This window comes from Microbispora sp. H11081, from assembly GCF_012999535.1.
Lineage (GTDB): Bacteria > Actinomycetota > Actinomycetes > Streptosporangiales > Streptosporangiaceae > Microbispora.
Map to the genome: position 1 here is coordinate 1 of NZ_JABBWV010000026.1, position 17,873 is coordinate 17,873.

The 17,873-nt window shown below is 71.1% G+C and carries 16 protein-coding genes; 8 read left to right on the forward strand and 8 right to left on the reverse strand.

Annotation, left to right across the window (positions count from 1 at the left end):
- Positions 1-567: 567 nt before the first annotated feature.
- Entirely contained in the window at positions 568-1,041 is a 474-nt protein-coding gene (locus HHX31_RS32955) for an Lrp/AsnC family transcriptional regulator (RefSeq protein WP_169953635.1), read from the reverse strand.
- 131 nt (positions 1,042-1,172) lie between these two features.
- Here HHX31_RS32955 and HHX31_RS32960 point away from each other — a divergent pair, with 131 nt between their 5' ends.
- On the forward strand, positions 1,173-2,063 hold the full coding sequence (locus tag HHX31_RS32960) for a phenylalanine 4-monooxygenase (protein ID WP_169953637.1): 891 nt from the start codon (positions 1,173-1,175) through the stop codon (positions 2,061-2,063).
- A 65-nt stretch (positions 2,064-2,128) separates the two neighbouring features.
- On the opposite strand, the gene HHX31_RS32965 is transcribed toward HHX31_RS32960, so the two are convergent.
- The 4 genes from HHX31_RS32965 to HHX31_RS32980 all read right to left on the reverse strand — a co-directional run bounded on the left by HHX31_RS32965 (position 2,129) and on the right by HHX31_RS32980 (position 6,617).
- Entirely contained in the window at positions 2,129-3,601 is a 1,473-nt protein-coding gene (locus HHX31_RS32965) for a phosphodiester glycosidase family protein (RefSeq protein WP_169953639.1), read from the reverse strand.
- 148 nt (positions 3,602-3,749) lie between these two features.
- Positions 3,750-3,953, reverse strand: a complete 204-nt coding sequence (locus tag HHX31_RS32970; RefSeq protein WP_169953641.1) for a hypothetical protein — start codon at positions 3,951-3,953, stop codon at positions 3,750-3,752.
- A 197-nt stretch (positions 3,954-4,150) separates the two neighbouring features.
- Complete coding sequence (locus HHX31_RS32975; protein WP_169953643.1) at positions 4,151-5,761, reverse strand: PucR family transcriptional regulator; 1,611 nt, start codon at positions 5,759-5,761, stop codon at positions 4,151-4,153.
- A gap of 145 nt (positions 5,762-5,906) precedes the next feature.
- The gene (locus HHX31_RS32980; protein ID WP_169953645.1) at positions 5,907-6,617 is read right to left on the reverse strand and encodes a TetR/AcrR family transcriptional regulator C-terminal domain-containing protein; all 711 of its coding nucleotides are present in this window, start codon (positions 6,615-6,617) and stop codon (positions 5,907-5,909) included.
- 81 nt (positions 6,618-6,698) lie between these two features.
- On the opposite strand from HHX31_RS32980, the gene HHX31_RS32985 reads away from it, so the two are divergent.
- The 4 genes from HHX31_RS32985 to HHX31_RS33000 all read left to right on the forward strand — a co-directional run bounded on the left by HHX31_RS32985 (position 6,699) and on the right by HHX31_RS33000 (position 12,268).
- Complete coding sequence (locus HHX31_RS32985; protein WP_169953648.1) at positions 6,699-8,168, forward strand: MFS transporter; 1,470 nt, start codon at positions 6,699-6,701, stop codon at positions 8,166-8,168.
- Between the two features lie 69 nt (positions 8,169-8,237).
- The gene (locus tag HHX31_RS32990) at positions 8,238-9,533 is read left to right on the forward strand and encodes an aspartate aminotransferase family protein (RefSeq protein WP_169953650.1); all 1,296 of its coding nucleotides are present in this window, start codon (positions 8,238-8,240) and stop codon (positions 9,531-9,533) included.
- Positions 9,520-11,013 (forward strand): CoA-acylating methylmalonate-semialdehyde dehydrogenase, encoded by a 1,494-nt coding sequence (locus HHX31_RS32995; protein WP_169953652.1) that lies wholly within the window; start codon positions 9,520-9,522, stop codon positions 11,011-11,013. Before HHX31_RS32990 ends, HHX31_RS32995 begins: the two co-directional genes overlap by 14 nt.
- Positions 11,014-11,086: 73 nt before the next feature.
- Complete coding sequence (locus HHX31_RS33000) at positions 11,087-12,268, forward strand: extracellular solute-binding protein (protein WP_169953654.1); 1,182 nt, start codon at positions 11,087-11,089, stop codon at positions 12,266-12,268.
- 46 nt (positions 12,269-12,314) lie between these two features.
- Here the strand turns inward: HHX31_RS33000 and HHX31_RS33005 are convergent, their stop codons facing one another.
- A complete protein-coding gene (locus HHX31_RS33005) occupies positions 12,315-12,899 on the reverse strand; it encodes a hypothetical protein (protein ID WP_169953656.1) in 585 nt (194 codons plus the stop codon).
- 87 nt (positions 12,900-12,986) lie between these two features.
- On the opposite strand from HHX31_RS33005, the gene HHX31_RS33010 reads away from it, so the two are divergent.
- On the forward strand, positions 12,987-13,577 hold the full coding sequence (locus tag HHX31_RS33010; RefSeq protein WP_169953658.1) for a TetR/AcrR family transcriptional regulator: 591 nt from the start codon (positions 12,987-12,989) through the stop codon (positions 13,575-13,577).
- A gap of 97 nt (positions 13,578-13,674) precedes the next feature.
- Here HHX31_RS33010 and HHX31_RS33015 read toward each other — a convergent pair whose 3' ends face one another.
- The gene (locus HHX31_RS33015; RefSeq protein ID WP_169953660.1) at positions 13,675-13,923 is read right to left on the reverse strand and encodes a hypothetical protein; all 249 of its coding nucleotides are present in this window, start codon (positions 13,921-13,923) and stop codon (positions 13,675-13,677) included.
- Between the two features lie 170 nt (positions 13,924-14,093).
- Positions 14,094-15,443 (reverse strand): 4-aminobutyrate--2-oxoglutarate transaminase, encoded by a 1,350-nt coding sequence (gabT, locus tag HHX31_RS33020; protein ID WP_169953662.1) that lies wholly within the window; start codon positions 15,441-15,443, stop codon positions 14,094-14,096.
- A 108-nt stretch (positions 15,444-15,551) separates the two neighbouring features.
- Here gabT and HHX31_RS33025 point away from each other — a divergent pair, with 108 nt between their 5' ends.
- Together HHX31_RS33025 and HHX31_RS33035 are read left to right on the forward strand one after the other, a co-directional pair.
- Positions 15,552-17,306, forward strand: coding sequence for a PucR family transcriptional regulator (locus HHX31_RS33025; RefSeq protein WP_311932491.1), 1,755 nt, complete (start codon positions 15,552-15,554; stop codon positions 17,304-17,306).
- Between the two features lie 40 nt (positions 17,307-17,346).
- Entirely contained in the window at positions 17,347-17,733 is a 387-nt protein-coding gene (locus tag HHX31_RS33035) for a VOC family protein (protein WP_169953664.1), read from the forward strand.
- The last annotated feature ends 140 nt before the right edge of the window (positions 17,734-17,873 follow it).

The following is a 17,873-nucleotide window of genomic DNA, read 5'->3' on the forward strand; positions in this document are numbered from 1 at the left end:
GCCTGCCAGCGCCGATGGTACTGCACCGGGGACGGTGTGGGAGAGTAGGACGCCGCCGGACAATCTTTCGAATAACGTGGAGGCCATCCCGGTTGGGGTGGCCTTCACGTGTTTTGAGCCCCGGCCGTCGGCCGGGGCTTTTCGCATATCCGGAGACCAACGCCTTCCGGAGACTAACGCCCATGGGTCCTGCCTGGAGTGCCGGGTGGGGAGACGGCTATGGATCCGTGCCGTGGCGTGGCCGGGCCAAGGTGCCGGGAGGTGAGCACGGAGGAGCGGAGCGGGCGGGAGGGAGGACCGCAGCGAAGGCCCAGCGGAGCGGGCTTCGTGAGGACCGGACCTTCCGGCCGGCGCAGCGACACCCCCACCACTGCTCCGAGTCCGATAAGGCCAACTCCCCGACACCGCCACAACTCCAAGTCCGAAGGCCGACTTCGCCGACGCGCCCCCGCAGCTCCATGCCGCGACGGGCCAGCGAGCAGACGCCTCCAGACCTCCATGCCGAGAGGCCGGCACGCCGAGACCCCACGATTCCGGAAGGCCGATGCCGGGACGGCGTGGGCGGTGTTACTGCGTGGGTGGTGTGACCGCGGCGGCCAGTAGGGGTTCGATGCGGAAGGAGATTTGAGTAGAGAGGGCGATGGTCGTGTCGGTGCGCCGGATGGCGGGGGAGGCGAGGATGCGGGCGATGATTTCCTGCAGGTGCGGGGTGCTGCGGGCGACGACGCGGCAGAGGAGGTCGGCCTGACCGCTGGTGCCGTGGACCTCGAGGATCTCGGGGATGCCGTCCAGCCACTCTACGGCCTCGGTCAGTTTGCCCTGGGCGATCTGCAGGGAGGCGAAGGCGAGGATGGGGTAGCCGATCTGTTCTGTCGTGATCGTCGGGCCGAAGTCGCCGATGACGCCGCGGGCGGTGAGTTTGTCCAGCCGCGACTGGACGGTGCCGCGGGCCACGCCGAGCAGGCGGGCCAGTTCGGTGAGTCCGATCCGTGGGTTGGCCCGCATGGTGGTCAGCAGGCGGCTGTCGAGCGCGTCGAGCATGCGCTGAGGGTACGCCTGGACTGAGCGAATCGACCAGTGTGCCCGCCCGGCAACTCGCCGATTTGAGCGTTTCGCACACTTCAACTGGTCACTCTTGCCATTGAAACACTTACTTGCTGTCATATCGGAGTATGTTCGAAGAAGCGCAGTATTTCGCTCCGGTGGCGACGAAGGATGACGGATCCGTCGTCGTCGAGTTGGCCACGAGCCACCCCGGTTTCGCGGACGCCGTCTATCGTCAGCGTCGCAACGCGATCGCGGCGCTGGCGCTTGATCACAAACCGGGTGACCCCATCCCGACGGCCGAGTACACCGAGGAGGAGCACCGTGTGTGGGAGCTCGTCACCAGGGAACTGGCGGTCAAGCACCACAAGTACGCGGTGCGGGAGTTCCTCGACGCGGTGACGCGGCTCGGCCTGCCGAAGGACCGCATCCCGCAGCTTCAGGAGGTCGGCGACCTGCTGGAGCCGCTTACGGGATTCCGCTACCTGCCCGCGGCGGGGTTGGTCCCGCTTCGGGAGTTCTACGAGGTCCTGGCGGCGGGCCTGTTCCACTCCACGCAGTACATCAGGCACCATTCCGTGCCGTTCTACACCCCTGAGCCGGACGTAATCCACGAGGTGATCGGGCACGCGAACACGCTGGCGTCACCCCGGTTCGCCGCGCTCTACCGGGCCGCGGGCCGCGCGGCGCGGCGGGTGGAGACCGACGAGGCGCTGGAGTTCGTGTCCAAGGTGTTCTGGTTCACCATGGAGTTCGGCGTCATGCGGGAGGACGGGGAAGTCAGGGCGTACGGCGCGGGGATCCTCAGCTCCTACGGCGAGATCGAGGAGTTCCGCGGGATGGACATCCGCCCGCTCGACCTGGCCGCGATGGGGACCACTCACTACGACATCACGAAGTATCAGGAGGTCCTCTTCGAGGCGGCCTCGTTCGACCACCTCGAAGACACGGTCGGGACGTTCTGGGACACCTGCGACGACGACACGATCGCCCGGCTCCTCGCGACGTCCGGCGTCTGAGCGAGTCCCGCACACGCGTCGTCTGCCCGGCGCCGGACGTAAAGCGTCTGGGCGTGAGACCCGGCTCAGGAGGGCGGGCGGACGATCAGCAGTGCGTCGCCGACTCCCCGCTCGCCGCCGTCGGAAGGACGGTTGACCACCTTCTTGCCGACGACCATCGTGCTCGACCCGCCGCCGTCCAGGTTGACGGCGTCGCGTGCGCCGAGCCAGCGCATGATCGCGGCCGCCTCGAAGAACGACGCGCCGATCGTGGTGCCCGGCGCGCGGCCGTCGACGACCGCGATGACGAGCTTGCCGTCGCGGGTGACGCCGGCGAGCGTGCGCGGGTGGCGCCGCAGGATCATGTTCGTGTTGGCCATGCCGTCCCGCGACGCGGTGATGGAGGTCTTGCCGTTCCGGACCAGGCCGATGGCACCGCCGACGATGTTGGTCTCCGGCGTCAGCGGGATCGCCTTGTCGGTCCGCAGATCGGTGACGCGGGTCGTGACCGTGATGACCGTGCCCTCGCCCGCGCGCTGCGACAGCCAGTCCGCGGCGGCCCCGACGGCGTGCAGCACGCGGGTCCCGGGTGCCACGGGACCGCCGGACGCGCGGACGGCGGTCACCCTGCCGGACGCGTCGAGGACCACCTCGATCCCGTCGTCCCGCGGGGTGTCCCGCCCGAGTTCCTCGGTGTACATGACCAGCTCGTCCGGCTTCGGCACCCGGTTGAGTCCGGTCACCTCGGCCGTGGTCCCGTCGGCCGCGCGGGCGACGACCGTGGACGACAGTTCGGTGACGCGTGCCGTACGGCCCCGCAGGACCAGGCCCACACGGCCGGGCACGGCCTCGCTGAGCAGTTTGCCGCGGACCACGGAGATGCCGGTGGGGTCGCCGCGGAAGGCGGGCAGCGTGTGGATGTCGAAGAAACCGCCGTTCACGGCGGCGAGGGCCTTGGCCGAGGAGGCCATGGCGGAGACCTTCTCGCGTTTGGCGACGCTCGTGCCGAGCGACGCCTCGTAGGAGCCGCGGAACTTCCGGGGGTCGACGACGATGACCCGCACATTCCAGGGGCCGGTGGTGACGAAGCCGTCGTCGCCCATGAAGTCGACCTTCGCGCTCACCCCGGCGTCCTTTAGCTGTTTGACGACGTCGGCGGCCGCGGCCTTCTGGTCGAGCGGCCAGTTGCCCACCCGCACCATGAAGTAGTCGCCCGCGGGGTGGTCGGCGACGGCGGGCCTGGTGAACTTCACGATGAGGGGTTCGAGCCCGGCCTCCTGTACGGCCAGCGCGTTGGCCTGGGCCTTGGCCTCGGACATGAAGTCCTTGCCTCCGACGACGACGCTGACCGTGTATCCGTCCTGAGGCTTGCCGTGCTGGAGGGTGAAGTAGCTGACGCCGGGGGCCAGGCTCTTGGCCGCCGACTTCGGGACTCCTGGCTCGCCGAGTGGGAAGCTCGTCGTCGGAAGTCCGGCGACGGGCTCGGCGGTGGCCGGTGCCGAAGGGATGGTCGTCGTCAGGGCCAGCGCGGTGGCCCCGACGATCAGGCGGCGTTTCATGCGACTGCTCCCGCTCGATGATCCTTGCGTGACCATCGTGGCGAGAATTACGTACGGAGGGGACGGAAACGCGCTGAAGCGCATGAATTTCCCAGACGACTTCGACGGCTCCCGCCTGTCGAATCGGACATTCATGCACATCGGTGCATCAAGGGGTGTTGGCGTCGATCTCCCGGGCTCGCTGGACGAACTCCTGTGCCGATCGCGCCTCGATGTGGACGAGCAGCCCGTCACGCCGCCGGGACATGCCCCAGTAGTGGGTGGTGGCCTCGCCCCACCAGATGGTCCATTTGGGAAAACGCGCGGACAGGGCCCGTACCACGACCGTCGGGCTGATTCTGGGTTCGCTCATCGTGGGCACGTTTCGAGGTAAGCACGATTCACCCCGTGATTGCGAGTGTGCGGAGAGTAGCCGGGTGCGATAGGACTTACACCCGGGGCGGCAAACCTTCCTTCCGGGTGTCGGCAACTCCGCGAGGAGTCACCTATCGAGCGTCCTAACGGGTCAAATCGCCTGGCCGGTCATCGTCACACCCAGGCGAAAAGCCCTCAGGTGACCTCGCGGCGGAACGTCTCCAGGGCGAGGAGCGCGATGTGCAGCGACAGGCACGACTCGACGTCGTCGAGGTCGGTGTCGAGGACGCGTTCGAGCCGCCGCAGCCGGTCGTAGAACGCGGGGCGGGACAGATGGGCCTTCTGCGCCGCGACCGCCTTGTTGCGTCCCGCGTCGAGATAGATGCGCAGGATCCTGGTCAGGTCGCTGTGCCGCTGGGCATCGTGGGCGAGGAGGGCCCCTAGCTCGCGCTCGGCGAAGGTCTGCAACCGGGCGTCGTCGCGCATCAGGTGCAGCAGGCCGCGCAGCCGCAGGTCGGGCAGCCGGTAGAACGGCCGGCCGTCGGGCTGGCGCACGGCGACCTCCGCCACCTGCTCGGCCTCCAGGAATCCCCGGCGCACGTCCTTTATCGACTCGACGACCGAGCCCGCCGCCAGCACGAACGGCGTGGGGAAGTTCGCCCGGAGGCGCTCGGCCAGCGCGCCGAGCGCGGTCTCGGCGGCCATGCGGGGCGGCAGCGGGAGCAGCACTCCGACGCGGCTCTGGTCCAGCGCCCCGACCAGGGCGGGCAGCTTGGCCTCGCGGCAGGCGGCGGCGCAGGCCTCGGCGAGCTCGCCCAGCCTGGCCTGCTCGCCGAGCGCGGTGCCGGCGGGCGCGGTGAGCCGGATGACGGCGCTGACGAGCCTGCGGCCGGTGAGCGGGACGCCGACGGCGCGGGCGCGGGCGGCGGCCTCGTCGGGGTCGGCGTACGCGTGGGTGAGGATGCCGGTCAGTATGGTCCCGTGTGCCTGCCGCTCCAGGGACTCCTGGTGCCGCTCCAGCAGGCGGCCGAGGGCGAGCGTCGTCGCCGCGCGTTCCGCCAGGACGATGTCACGGGGGCTGGGCGAGTCGTCGCACAGCAGGATCAGCCGCCCCCAGTCCTGGCCGCGGGCGCCGACCATGGTTACCAGCCACCCGGCGGCGGCGTCGTAGGCGGTCCGCTCGGCCGGCATCACCGCACGCGACCTGGTCTCCCAGTTGGCCAGTACGGATCCGGTGTCGCCACCGGCGGCGTCGCACGCCAGGACCTGGTGGGCCAGGTTCTCCAGCAGCACCGGGCGGCCGGAGAACCGCGCGACCTGGTTGAGCACCTCCGCGGGGGACGCGCCTTCGACCGACAGCTCGGTGAAGACCTCGTGCAGTTGCTCGGAGGCCCGCAGCTCCTGCAGCTGGATGTCGATGATCCGCGAATGGACCGACTCGGTGATCTGCACGAAGGGCGTCTCGCGGGCCAGCGTGATCAGGGGCAGTCCGTGCTCCTCCGCCGCCTTGACCACCGCCCTGGGCAGCTCGCGGACGAACCGCCTGCCGAGCTCCACGATCAGGCCGGAGGCGCCGACGGTGGCCAGCTCGGAGACCCAGTCGGCCAGTTTGTCGGGCTCGCCCGGCAGCGCCACCCCGGTCGTGAGCACCAGCTCGCCGCCGCGTAACAGGTGGGCGATGTCGTGCACCTCGCCAACGTGGACCCATCGGACCCTCGTGTCGAGCCGGTCGCCGCCCGCCACCACACGGGGGCTGCCGCGCCGGACGGTGTCCAGCGCGAGCACGTCGGCGACCGTGGGCAGCATGTTCAGAGGCTACCTGATCATAATGTAACGACGACCCGCCGGTGTCTGACACTGTGCCTTGGGCGGCTGCTCAACGCACACGCGCACCGAGCCGTGCCGCGCACACGCGCGCCAAGGCGCTCAGCCCGGACGCGTGCCGAGCCGTTCAGCGCAGGCGGGTGCCGAGGCCGTCCAGCAGGGCCGTCAGCCCGAACTCGAAGGCGAGCCTGCGGGCGACGAGCGGGTCGACGCCCTCGCTCGCGTAGGACTCGTAGCGCTTCAGCAGGTTGGGCCGATCGGCCATCGCCTTCATCACGATGGGTTCCACGGCGGACTGCAGGTCCGCGAGGCTCTGCCCGGTGGCCTCCAGCACGGTGAGGAAGGCGACCTCGGGAATCGTGGCCCCCAGCGTGTAGGACACGACGGCCGTCATGGCGTAGTCGACGTCGATGCCCTCGAACCCCGCGCGGGCGAAGGCGCCCATCAGCCGGTCTGACGCGGTGAGCGCGTTCGGCCCGAGCGCGGGGACTACGCCGATGAGGCTCGCGCTCCAGGGATGCTCGAAGACCGCGTGGCGCATGCCGTAGGCGAAGACCCGCGCCGTCTCCCGCCAGTCGGCGGCCTCGGGCAGCACCACGGCGGCGTAGACCTCGTCCATCACGAGCTCGATCAGCTCGTCCTTGTTGGCGACGTGCCAGTAGAGGCTGGTCGCCCCCGCGCCGAGCCGGGCGCCGAGCTTGCGCATGCTGAGGGCGTCGAGACCCTCCGCGTCGAGCAACTCCAGTGCCGCCCGGACGATCTGGTCACGGCTGAGCCCCTGCTCGCGCGTTCCCTTGCGCTCGCGGGTCCAGACCGAGGAGAACGGCTTCACCGACACGGCTTCACAATATTCGCTCGCACGATGTTCGACTTAGTCGTACAGTGTTCGGCATTACTCGCACACTGTTCGAGGTGACTCATGTCCCATCCCCGGCGCTGGTGGATCCTCGGTGTTCTCTGCCTGAGCCTGCTCACCCTGGTCGTCGACAACACCGTCCTCAACCTGGCCATCCCGTCGCTCATGCGCGACCTGGGCGCGACGCCGTCCGACGTGCAGTGGATCATCGACGCGTACGTGCTGGTCTTCGCGGGGCTGCTGCTCAGCGCGGGCAGCCTGTCCGACCGGTACGGCAGGCGGCGGATGCTCGTGATCGGCCTGGCGTTCTTCGGCGGGGCCTCGCTGGCGGCCACGCTCGCCACCGAGCCCTGGCAGCTCGTCGCCGCCCGCGCGCTGATGGGCGTCGGCGGCTCCTGCGTGATGCCGTCGACCCTGTCGATCCTGATCACGGTGTTCGACGAGGGCGAGCGGCGCAAGGCCATCGCCGCGTGGAGTTCGGTCGCGATGGTCGGTGTCATCGCGGGCCCGACGATCGGCGGCTTCCTGCTCCAGCACTACTACTGGGGCTCGGTCTTCCTGCTCAACGTGCCGATCGCGGCGCTGGCGATCGTCGCGGCCTTCGCGCTCATGCCGGAGACGTACGGCGAGGCGCGGCGGGCCGACCCGGTCGGCGCGATCCTGTCCATGGTGGGGATGGGCGGCCTGGTCTGGGCCGTCGTCTCGGCGCCGGGCGGGCACTTCAGCCCCCTGGCCCTGGCGGTCTCGGTGGCGGCCCTGGTGGCGTTCGCGCTCTGGGAGCGCCACACCGCCCATCCCATGCTGCCGCTCGGCCTGTTCCGCGACCGCTCGTTCAGCGGCGCGTCCTTCTCCATCGTGCTGCTGTCGTTCGGCGCGGGCGCGCTGATGCTGGCCATCACGCAGTATCTGCAATTCGTCCTGGGCTACGAGCCGCTGCAGGCGGGCTTCGCCCTGCTGCCCTACGTGGCGGCCGCGATGGTGTTCAACGGCCTGGGCGCGACGCTGGGCAAGAAGGTGAGCAACCGCACGCTGATCGTCTCCGGCCTGGTCGTCATGGCCGCCGGTTTCGTGCTGCTGTCCACGCTCACCGGCGGGTACGGCACGCTGATCGCCGGCCTGATGGTCATGGGGGTGGGCGGCGGACTGGCCGGCCCCGCGGCGTACGCCACGCTGATGGGCGCGGTGCCGCCCGAGCGCGCCGGGGTCGGCTCCGCGCTCAACGACACGGTGCAGCAGGCCGGCATGGCGCTCGGGGTCGCCGTTCTCGGCAGCGTGCTCGCGGGCGCGTACACGGCGGCCATGCCCGAGTCCGCGCCGTCGGCGGCGCGTGAGTCGATCGGCGTCGCGGTGAACCTCGGCGACGCCGCCGTGGCCGCCGCCGGACGTGACGCGTTCGTGTCGGCGATGGCCGCGGGGTCCTGGGTGGGCGCGGGCTGCTCTCTCGCTGCGGCCCTGGTCGCGCTGCTGGTCCTGCGCCGTGGGACCGCCGTGGCGGCCCGCGCGCAGGAGCCGGCGGAGCCCACCACTGTGTAAGCGAACGTCGCGAGATCCTAGACAGGCTGACGGGTGAGCCAGGCGCCCGTCAACCGGGATACTCGGAGCATGTCGGACCTTCTCGCACGCCATCGCGCGGTCATGCCGAACTGGATGGCCCTGTATTACAACGAGCCCATCGAGATCGTCGGCGGCAAGGGGAACCGCGTTGTCGACGCGAACGGGAAGAGCTACCTCGACTTCTTCGCCGGGATCCTGACCAACATGATCGGGTACGACGTGCCCGAGGTGCGGGAGGCCGTCGAGCGGCAACTCGCCACCGGCGTCGTCCACACCTCGACGCTGTACCTGATCCGCGGTCAGGTCGAGCTGGCCGAGAAGATCGCCCGCCTGTCCGGCATCCCGGACGCGAAGGTCTTCTTCACCAACTCCGGCACCGAGGCCAACGAGACGGCCCTGCTGCTCGCCACCTACGCCCGGGGGTCCGACCAGGTGCTCGCCATGCGGCAGAGCTACCACGGCCGGTCCTTCGGGGCGGTCAGCGTGACCTCCAACAGGTCGTGGAAGAACAACTCGCTGTCGCCGCTCAACGTGCACTTCCTGCACGGCGCCGACCAGCACCTGGCGCAGTTCCGCGGCATGTCCGACGCCGACTACATCGCCGCCTGCGTGGACGACCTTCGCCACGTGCTCGCCACGGCGGTCACCAAGGACGTCGCCGCGCTCATCGCCGAGCCCATCCAGGGTGTGGGCGGGTTCACCATGGCCCCCGACGGGCTGTTCGCGGCCTACAAGGAGGTCCTCGACGAGGAGGGCATCCTGCTCATCTCCGACGAGGTGCAGACCGGCTGGGGCCGTACGGGATCGGCGTTCTTCGGGATGCAGAACCACGGCGTGACGCCGGACATGATGACCTTCGCCAAGGGGCTCGGCAACGGCTTCGCCGTCGGCGGCGTCGTGGCGCGTGGCGATCTCATGGACGGCCCGCACGCCGCCGGCGTGGCGACGTTCGGCGGCAACCCGATCTCGATGGCGGCGGCCAACGCCACTCTCGACTACGTGCTCGACCACGACCTGCAGGCCAACGCTGCCCGGACCGGCGAGATCGTCATCGGCGGGCTGCACGAGGCGGCCCCCCGGCTGGCCGTCGTCGGCGACGTGCGCGGCAAGGGGCTGATGTTCGCCGTCGAACTTGTCGACCCCGCCACAAAGGCCCCCGCCCCGGCGCTCGCCGCGCGTTTCCTGGAGGAGACCAGGAAGCTCGGCCTGCTCGTCGGCAAGGGCGGGCTGTACGGCAACACGCTGCGGATGGCGCCGCCGCTCACCCTCACCGAGGACGAGGCCCGCGAGGGCCTGGGCATCCTCGTCACCGCTCTGGAGACTGTCAACGATGAAGCGCGTTAACCACTGGATCGGCGGCGAGATCGTCGAGGGCGCCGGCCGTACGGCCGAGGTGTTCGACCCCGCCACGGGCGAGGTGAGCGGGCAGGTGTCGCTCGCCACGGCCGAGGAGGTCGACGCGGCGGTCGAGGCCGCCGCGCGGGCCTACCCCGACTGGCGCGACGCCTCGCTGGTGAAGCGCGCCTCTGTGTTGTTCCGGTTCCGCGAACTGCTCGACGCGCACCGCGACGACCTGGCCGCGCTGATCAGCGCCGAGCACGGCAAGGTGCACTCCGACGCGCTCGGCGAGGTGGCCCGCGGCCTGGAGGTCGTGGAGTTCGCCTGCGGCATCCCCCACCTGCTCAAGGGCGGCTACTCCGAGAACGTCTCGACCCGCGTCGACTCCTACTCGATCCGCCAGCCGCTCGGCGTGGTGGCGGGCATCACGCCGTTCAACTTCCCGGCGATGGTCCCGATGTGGATGTTCCCCGTGGCCATCGCCTGCGGGAACACCTTCGTGCTCAAGCCCTCGGAGCGCGACCCCTCCGCGTCCCTGCTGCTCGCGGAGCTGTGGCGGCGGGCAGGACTGCCGGACGGCGTGTTCAACGTCGTCCAGGGCGACAAGGTGGCGGTGGACCGGCTGCTCGAGCACCCGGCCGTACGGGCCGTGTCGTTCGTCGGCTCCACCCCGATCGCGCGGTACGTGTACGAGACCGGCACGGCCCACGGCAAGCGGGTCCAGGCCCTCGGCGGGGCCAAGAACCACATGCTGGTGCTGCCCGACGCCGACCTCGACCTGGTCGCGGACTCGGCCGTCTCGGCGGGCTTCGGCTCGGCGGGGGAGCGCTGCATGGCGATCTCCGTGGTGCTCGCGGTCGACCCGATCGGCGACAAACTGGTCGAGAAGATCGTGGCGCGGGTGCGCGACCTCCAGATCGGCCCGGGGAACGACCCCGAGTCGCAGATGGGCCCGCTCGTCACCGCCGCCCACCGGGACAAGGTCGCGTCCTACCTCGACATCGGTGTCGAGGAGGGGGCCAAGCTCGTGGTCGACGGCCGGGAGACGCCGGTGCGCGGCGGCCGGGGGAACGGCTTCTGGCTCGGCCCGACCGTCCTCGACCACGTGCCGCCGAACTCCCGCGTCCACCGGGAGGAGATCTTCGGCCCGGTGCTGTCGATCGTGCGGGTCCGCTCGTACGAGGAGGGCCTGGAGCTCATCAACACCGGCGAGTACGGCAACGGCACCGCGATCTTCACCAACGACGGCGGCGCGGCCCGGCGCTTCCAGAACGAGGTCGAGGTCGGCATGGTCGGCGTCAACGTGCCGATCCCGGTGCCGATGGCCTTCTACAGCTTCGGCGGCTGGAAGGCCTCGCTGTTCGGCGACACGCACGTGCACGGCACCGAGGGGGTCCACTTCTACACCCGGGGCAAGGTCGTCACCTCGCGGTGGCTCGACCCGTCCCACGGCGGGGTGAACCTGGGCTTCCCCACCAACGCGTGACGACGTGGGCGACGCCCCGGGCCGGTGGGGCCGAGTAGGCTCGGGGCGTCGTCTTCTCTCCTGGGGGTCGTGCGTGCGCCGTACACACGTGGCCGCGACGGTCGTGGCCGCGGGCCTGCTCGCCGCCGCCTGCGGTGGCCGGCCCGCGCCCGAGACGCAGGTGACGACGCCGGGCACGTCGGCGGCAGCGGCGGCCGCCTCCCGCAGCGCCGCCCCCAGTCCGTCCGCCGCGGCCCCCACGCCCACCCCCGCCTCGACCCTCGGGCCGGGCGAGGGAAGGCTCAGCGTGGTCGCGATCGACGGGTACGCCGAGTGGGGCGGTGTCGATCCCAAGGTCAAGTGGGTCGGCACCTTCGAGAAGCAGACGGGCTGCAAGGTCAGCCTGCGCTACTACGACCCCCGCCAGGAGGAGAAGCAGGCCGACTTCCCGCCGTCGTCGTTCGACGTGATCTCGGCGACGCCCGAGGTGGGCGGCCGGCTCATGAACGAGGGCAGGGCCGCGCCGGTCAACACCGCGCTGCTGCACGACTACGACAAGATCCCCAAGCGGCTGCGCACGCTGCCGTCGGTCACCCGGGACGAGACGGTGTACGGCGTGCCGTACGTCTGGGCGACCAACGAGGTCCTCTACGACGCGGACAAGGTCAGTCCCGACGGCCCGGAGGCGCTCTTCCGGGACAAGGGCCCGGTGCTGCTGCGCGACCGCCCGCTGTCGCTGGCGGACGCGGCGCTGGCGCTCAAGGCCGCGGGCGAGGAGATCGACGACCCGTTCGACCTCACCGACGCCCAACTCGACGCCGCCGCCGAACTGTTCACCTCCGGCGAGGACGACCGCCGCGTCTTCTGGCGTGATCCCGTCGAGGTCGTCCAGGCGTTCGCCACCGGGTCAGCACGGCTCGCGCAGGCCACGCCGTACCACCTGGACGTGCTCAGGCGGGGGCACAAGCCGGTGAAGGCGCTGACGGACCGGCCGGTGACCGGCTGGGCCGACGCGTGGATGATGTCGGCCCAGGCCCCGCATCCGTCGTGCGCGTACAAGTGGCTCGACTTCACGATCTCGGCGGACGTGCAGCGCAGGGTGGCCGCCTGGACGGGCCTCGCCCCGGCCAACCCCGAGGCGTGCACCGGCGCGGCCCGCCGGATCTGCCTGGACTACCGCGCCGGCACGTCCCGCGCGTTCCGGGGCGTCTACTTCGCGGTGCGCCCCGAGGCGTACGACAAGTGGGTGGAGCGCTGGTCGCGCGTCGTGTCCTGACCGGGTCCTGATCGGGTCCTGATCGGGCGGCGCGGCGCCCCGCCGGTCAGCGTGGGGGCCCGCCGCTGAGCGAGGAGTCGCGCGTCGCGGCGTCCTGGGGCGCACGGGTGGGGAAGACGGTGCAGGCGACCGGCCAGAACACCAGCCAGATCACCATGACGAACGTCAGGCGGCCGGCCCACTCCAGCAGCGCCGCCGAGCGGTCGAGGTCGCCGACGAACGCGACGCCGGCCAGCAGCAGGCCGCAGGCGACGGCCCAGCCGAGCATGCCCTTGCCCCAGGCGCGCCATTCGTACCGGGCCCGTTCCCTGCCGTAGAGCTTGCGCCGCTCGGGCGGCGGCCCCCCGGCGAAGCGGTGGGCGAACCTGACGTCGGCCCACCGCACCATGTCGTGCCCGAAGGCGACGGTGAACCCCAGGTACGCCGCGGCCAGCCCGTGCGCGAGCCCGGCCTGGCCGCCGTCGCGGAGGTCGGCGACGCTCGCCACGAGGAGGACCAGGTCGACGAGGGGGACGGCGAGCAGCAACAGGCCGCCGAGCCGCCGGCGGCGCAGGAGGTATCGGACCGAGAGACCCGCCGTGAGGAGCACCCAGAACGCGACCTCGCAGGCGACGATCAGAACGATCAGCATGGCGGCTCCTTTTTTTCGCACGACGTGCCACGAACGGTTCTCACACATTGTGCTATAAAAAAATCGGGTCGCGTGGGTGGAGGAGCTGTGCCGAAGATCGTGGATCGCCGGGTGCGGCGGGAGGAGATCGCCGAGGCGCTGTGGCGGGTCGTGCGCAGGGACGGCGTCGGCGCCGCCACCGTGCGCAGCATCGCCGCGGAGGCCGGCTGGTCCCCGAGCGCGCTGCGGCACTACTTCTCGACCCAGGCGGAGTTGCTCGCCTTCGCGATGGAGCACGTCGACACGCGGGTTCGCGCGCGTATCGAGAGCACCCACTTCCACGGGCCCGTCCGCGAGGCCGTACGCCTCCTGCTGGAGCAACTGCTGCCCATGGACGCGGAAAGGCGCGCGGAGGCCGAGGTCTGGCTGCGGCTGGCCGCGGGGGCCCAGGGCGACCCGGCCGCCGCGGGCTGGCTGCGTCGCGCCCACGACGGCGTGCGGGAGGCGGCGGCGCTGGTCATCGGCGCGCTCGCGGCGGAGGGGGAGCTCGCCGGGCACCGGGACGCCGAGTTCGAGACGGCGCGCCTGCACGCTCTCGTCGACGGCCTGACCGTGCACGTCCTGACCGCGCCGGAGTCGATGCCGCCCGAGCGCGTGAGCGCGGTCCTGGCCGCTCACCTGCAGGGCCTGGCGACCTGACGACCCGCACCGGGCGTCCCGTCACGGCTGACCGCGAGATCCGCCGTTCACGCCGGTGTGTCGCCGTCGGCCGCGGCCCTCGCCCCGCGAGACGGGGTCAGGACGTGGCCGCCCGGGAGCGGCGGGGCAGCGGCACCTTGCCCTCGGGGGCGGGCAGCAGGGCCTCGGCGCAGTCGTCGCACGCGTGGACGGGGGCGTTGTCGGGCAGCATCCCGACCTTGACGCGGGGGCGGGGCCATTTCTTGTGGCAGACGACACAGGCGTCGCCGTCGCGCTGCGTGGTGGTGAGGCCGGCAGGGTCGAACGTCAGCATGAGCCGCTCGGCGCCGTTTGGGTTCCAGCTCATCAAAGTCCCCCCTCGATCGCCTATCGGAACCGTTATAACGCGGTTACCCTTCGTGATCGGCGCGAGTCGGGCCAAGTGATGGTTAAATCGAGGCATAACACAAGCCGTACAACAACAAAAGGGACACCCTGGAACAGACCGGGTGCCCCTTTTGATGTCATTCAAACGGTCTAATCCGCGTTGAGTGCCTTCTCCAGAATCGAGAGGCCCTCTTCGAGCAGGTGGTCCGGGATGACCAGCGGCGGCAGGAAGCGCAGCACGTTGCCGTACGTCCCGGCGGTGAGCACGAGCAGGCCCTGCTCGTGGCACCTGCGCGCGATGTCGGCGGCGGGGTAGGGCTCCTTGGTGCCGGGCTTCACGAGTTCGACGGCGATCATCGCGCCGCGTCCGCGCACGTCCCCGACGATCGGGTTGTGCTCCTGGATGGCGCGCAGGCGGGGCAGCATGATCTCGCCGATGTGCCGGGCGCGCTCGACGAGCTTGTCCTGCTCGATGGTCTCCAGCACGCCGAGGGCCGCCTCGCAGGCGAGCGGGTTGCCCCCGTACGTGCCGCCGAGGCCGCCGCCGTGGACGTGGTCGAGCAGGTCGGCCCTGCCGGTCACCGCCGCCAGCGGAAGACCGCCGGCGATGCCCTTCGCGGTGGTGATGATGTCGGGGACGACGCCCTCGTCCTCGCAGGCGAACATGTGGCCGGTGCGGGCGAAGCCCGTCTGCACCTCGTCCGCGATGAACACGATGCCGTTGGCGCGGCAGAACTCGGCGATCCTCGGCAGGAAGCCGCGGGCGGGCTCGATGAAGCCGCCCTCGCCCGCGATCGGCTCGATGACCACCGCCGCGACGTTCTCCGCGCCGATCTGCTTGGTGATCATGTCGATCGCCTGCGCCGCGGCCTCCTCGGCGCAGTTGTCCGGGCCGGTCGGCCAGCGGAACGGGTAGGCGAGCGGCACCCGGTACACCTCGGGCGCGAACGGCCCGAACCCGTGCTTGTACGGCATGCTCTTGGCCGTCAGCGTCATCGTCAGCAGCGTGCGGCCGTGGTAGCCGTGGTCGAAGGCGACGACCGCCTGCCGCCCGGTGGCGTGCCGCGCGACCTTGACCGCGTTCTCGACGGCCTCCGCGCCGCTGTTGACCAGGAACGTCCGCTTCTCGTGGTCGCCGGGCGTGAGCTCGTTGAGCTTCTCGCACACCGCGACGTACGACTCGTACGGGGCGACCATGAAGCAGGTGTGGGTGAAGTCGGCGACCTGCTTCCGCACGCGCTCGACGACCCGGGGGGCGGCGTTGCCGACGTTGGTCACCGCGATGCCGGAGCCGAAGTCGATCAGTGAGTTGCCGTCCACGTCGACGATCACACCGCCGCCCGCGTGCGTCACGAAGACGGGCAGGGTGGTGCCGATGCCCGGAGGCACGGCGGTCTGCTTGCGCGCGAACAGCTCGCGGGAGCGCGGGCCGGGGATCTCGGTGAGGAGGCGGCGCTCCTGAGGGAGTTGCGGGCCGCCGTGCGTGGTGGCAGTGCTCATACTTCCGACCGTACGACCGCCACCGCCGCCTGCCGATATGCCGCTATGTCAGAATGTATGCGTAATTTTGGCCGGTGAGGACAAGCCGGTCCGTCGGGGGGAAGACCAGTGGCACCCACGCTGCGCCGGATCACCGCGATCGTACCGCTCCACCTCGCGGTCCTCGCGGGGCGTGCCGCCCTCGACAGGAAGGTCCGCTGGGTCGCGGTGAGCGAACTGGAGGATCCGACGCCGTTCCTCGAAGGCGGCGAACTGGTGCTCACGACCGGCATGCGCCTGTCCGCCGCCGACGCCGTGCCGTACGTCTCCCGGCTCGTGGCCCGGGGCGTCACCGGGCTGGGGTTCGGGGTGGGGCTGAGCCACGAGGCCGTGCCGTCCGGCTTCGCCGAGGCGGCCGACGCCGCCGGGCTGCCGCTGGTCGAGGTGCCGAGGGACACGCCGTTCATCGCGATCGGCAAGGCCGTGAGCGACCTGCTGGCGGGGGAGCAGTACGAGGAGATCAGCCGCGCCTTCGCGGCTCAGGGCAGGCTCACGCGGGCCGCCCTGCGGCGGCAGGGCCCGGTGGCGGTGGTGGACCGGCTGGCGCGCGAGATCGGCGGCTGGGCGCTGCTGCTCGACCCCTCGGGCGCCGTACGGCACGCCGCCGACGCGACCGGCCGCCGCGCCGGCCCGGCGGGCCCGCGCGGCGCGGTGGCGGACTGGGCGGGGGAGACGGCCAGGTCGCTGGAGCCCGAGCTCGCCAGGCTGCGGAACACGCCGTCGCTGTCGAGCCTCGCGCTGGCCACCCCGGACGAGCACGTCGTCGTCCAGCCGCTGGGCCGCAGGGGGTTCTTCGCGGTGGGGTCCTCGCGGCCGTTCGCGCCCATCGCGCACACGGTCGTCAACGCGGCGGGATCCCTGCTGACGCTCGCGCTGGAACAGGGCAGGGAGCAGCGGGCGGCGGCGGCGCAGGTGCGTTCCGCCGTGCTCCGGCTGCTGCTGGCCGGGGAGGCGCGGGCCGCCGCGGAGACCCTGTCGGCCCTCGGCACACGGCTGCCGGGGGAGCCGGTCACGGTTCTCGCCTGCGACACGCCCGACTCCGAGGCGCTGACCGAGGCACTCACCGGCGCGACGCCGCGCTCCTCGGCCGGGCGCCGTCCGGCCGAGATGAGCGGGCACGAGGCGCAGGGCCCGCAGGCCGCCGTGACGACGTCGCCGGCGGTTCCCGTGTGCTTCACCGCGCACTGGGAGGGGCTGCTCGTCGTGCTGGCCCCTGACTCGCGCGCCGACGAGATCGTCGCGCTGGCCGCGCGGCACGGCAGGGTGGGCGTCAGCATGCCCGGCGTGGAGATCGCCGGGCCCGTCCGGGCGGCCAACCGGTGGGAGAGCCGGATGGAGACGTTCGCGGAGACCTGGGACGACGGCGTCCAGGACGGCGTCCCGGGCCCTGCCCCCCGTGACCCGGACCATCTGCCGCTCCGTCCTCAGGACCGTGTCCAGAGCCGTGCCCAGAGCATGGACCGGGCCCAGGCATTGGACCTCGCTCTCGACCAGGCCAGAAGGGCGCTGGTGTCGGCTTCGCCCGTGGCGCGCTTCGGCGAGCTGGCCGGGCGCGGGCTGCTGTCGCTGATCGACCCGGCCGCCGCCGCGTCGTTCGCCGCGGCGATCCTCGCGCCGCTCCGCGAGTACGGCTCGCGCGCCGACCTGGTCGAGTCGCTGCGCGCCTACCTGGCCAGCAACGGCCACTGGGACGCGGCGGCGCAGCGCCTGGGCGTGCATCGGCACACCCTGCGCTATCGCATGAAGCGGGTGAGCGAGCTGCTCGGCCGCGATCTGGACGATCCCTCCGTCCGGGCCGAGCTGTGGATCGCGCTGTCCTTCTAGCCTTCTGGTGCCGCCGTCATCCGTCTCCGAAGGGAGTCCCGTGGCATCCATCAAGGACATCGTGTTCGACAGCCCTCATCCGGCCTCGTCTGCCCGGTTCTGGGCGCAGGCCCTGGACGGCTACGAGATCGCGCCGTACGACGAGGAGGAGCTGGCACGGCTGCGCTCCATGGGAATCGACGACCCGGAGGACGACCCCACGGTCCTGCTCGTCCACACCGACGGCAGGCTGCCGCGCATCTTCTTCCAGCGCGTGCCGGAGAGCAAGCGGGTCAAGAACCGGGTTCACCTCGACCTGGCCGCCACCGACGCGGTCGCGGAGGTCGAGCGGCTGTGCGCGCTGGGGGCGACGGTTCAGGCCGAGCGTGCGGACTGGATCACGATGCTGGATCCCGACGGCAACGAGTTCTGCCTCATGCGTTCGTGAGCGGAACCGCGTCCCCCCTCTCTGCCAAGGTTTGTTGAGACAGATGTGGCTAGAGTGCATTTGAGTGACGAGGGCGAGTAAGGATCTCAACGAACTGTGAGCACGATGCTGGCTGAGCGCCCGAGGCCGTCGATCGTCCA

Excerpts from the sequence above, each read along its gene's own strand:
- HHX31_RS32955 (WP_169953635.1), bottom strand. The coding sequence starts at position 1,041 with ATGCTCGACGCGCTCGACAGCCGCCTGCTGACCACCATGCGGGCCAAC.
- HHX31_RS32960 (WP_169953637.1), top strand. The coding sequence starts at position 1,173 with ATGTTCGAAGAAGCGCAGTATTTCGCTCCGGTGGCGACGAAGGATGAC.
- HHX31_RS32965 (WP_169953639.1), bottom strand. The coding sequence starts at position 3,601 with ATGAAACGCCGCCTGATCGTCGGGGCCACCGCGCTGGCCCTGACGACG.
- HHX31_RS32970 (WP_169953641.1), bottom strand. The coding sequence starts at position 3,953 with ATGAGCGAACCCAGAATCAGCCCGACGGTCGTGGTACGGGCCCTGTCC.
- HHX31_RS32975 (WP_169953643.1), bottom strand. The coding sequence starts at position 5,761 with ATGCTGCCCACGGTCGCCGACGTGCTCGCGCTGGACACCGTCCGGCGC.
- HHX31_RS32985 (WP_169953648.1), top strand. The coding sequence starts at position 6,699 with ATGTCCCATCCCCGGCGCTGGTGGATCCTCGGTGTTCTCTGCCTGAGC.
- HHX31_RS32990 (WP_169953650.1), top strand. The coding sequence starts at position 8,238 with ATGTCGGACCTTCTCGCACGCCATCGCGCGGTCATGCCGAACTGGATG.
- HHX31_RS32995 (WP_169953652.1), top strand. The coding sequence starts at position 9,520 with ATGAAGCGCGTTAACCACTGGATCGGCGGCGAGATCGTCGAGGGCGCC.
- HHX31_RS33005 (WP_169953656.1), bottom strand. The coding sequence starts at position 12,899 with ATGCTGATCGTTCTGATCGTCGCCTGCGAGGTCGCGTTCTGGGTGCTC.
- HHX31_RS33015 (WP_169953660.1), bottom strand. The coding sequence starts at position 13,923 with ATGAGCTGGAACCCAAACGGCGCCGAGCGGCTCATGCTGACGTTCGAC.
- gabT (WP_169953662.1), bottom strand. The coding sequence starts at position 15,443 with ATGAGCACTGCCACCACGCACGGCGGCCCGCAACTCCCTCAGGAGCGC.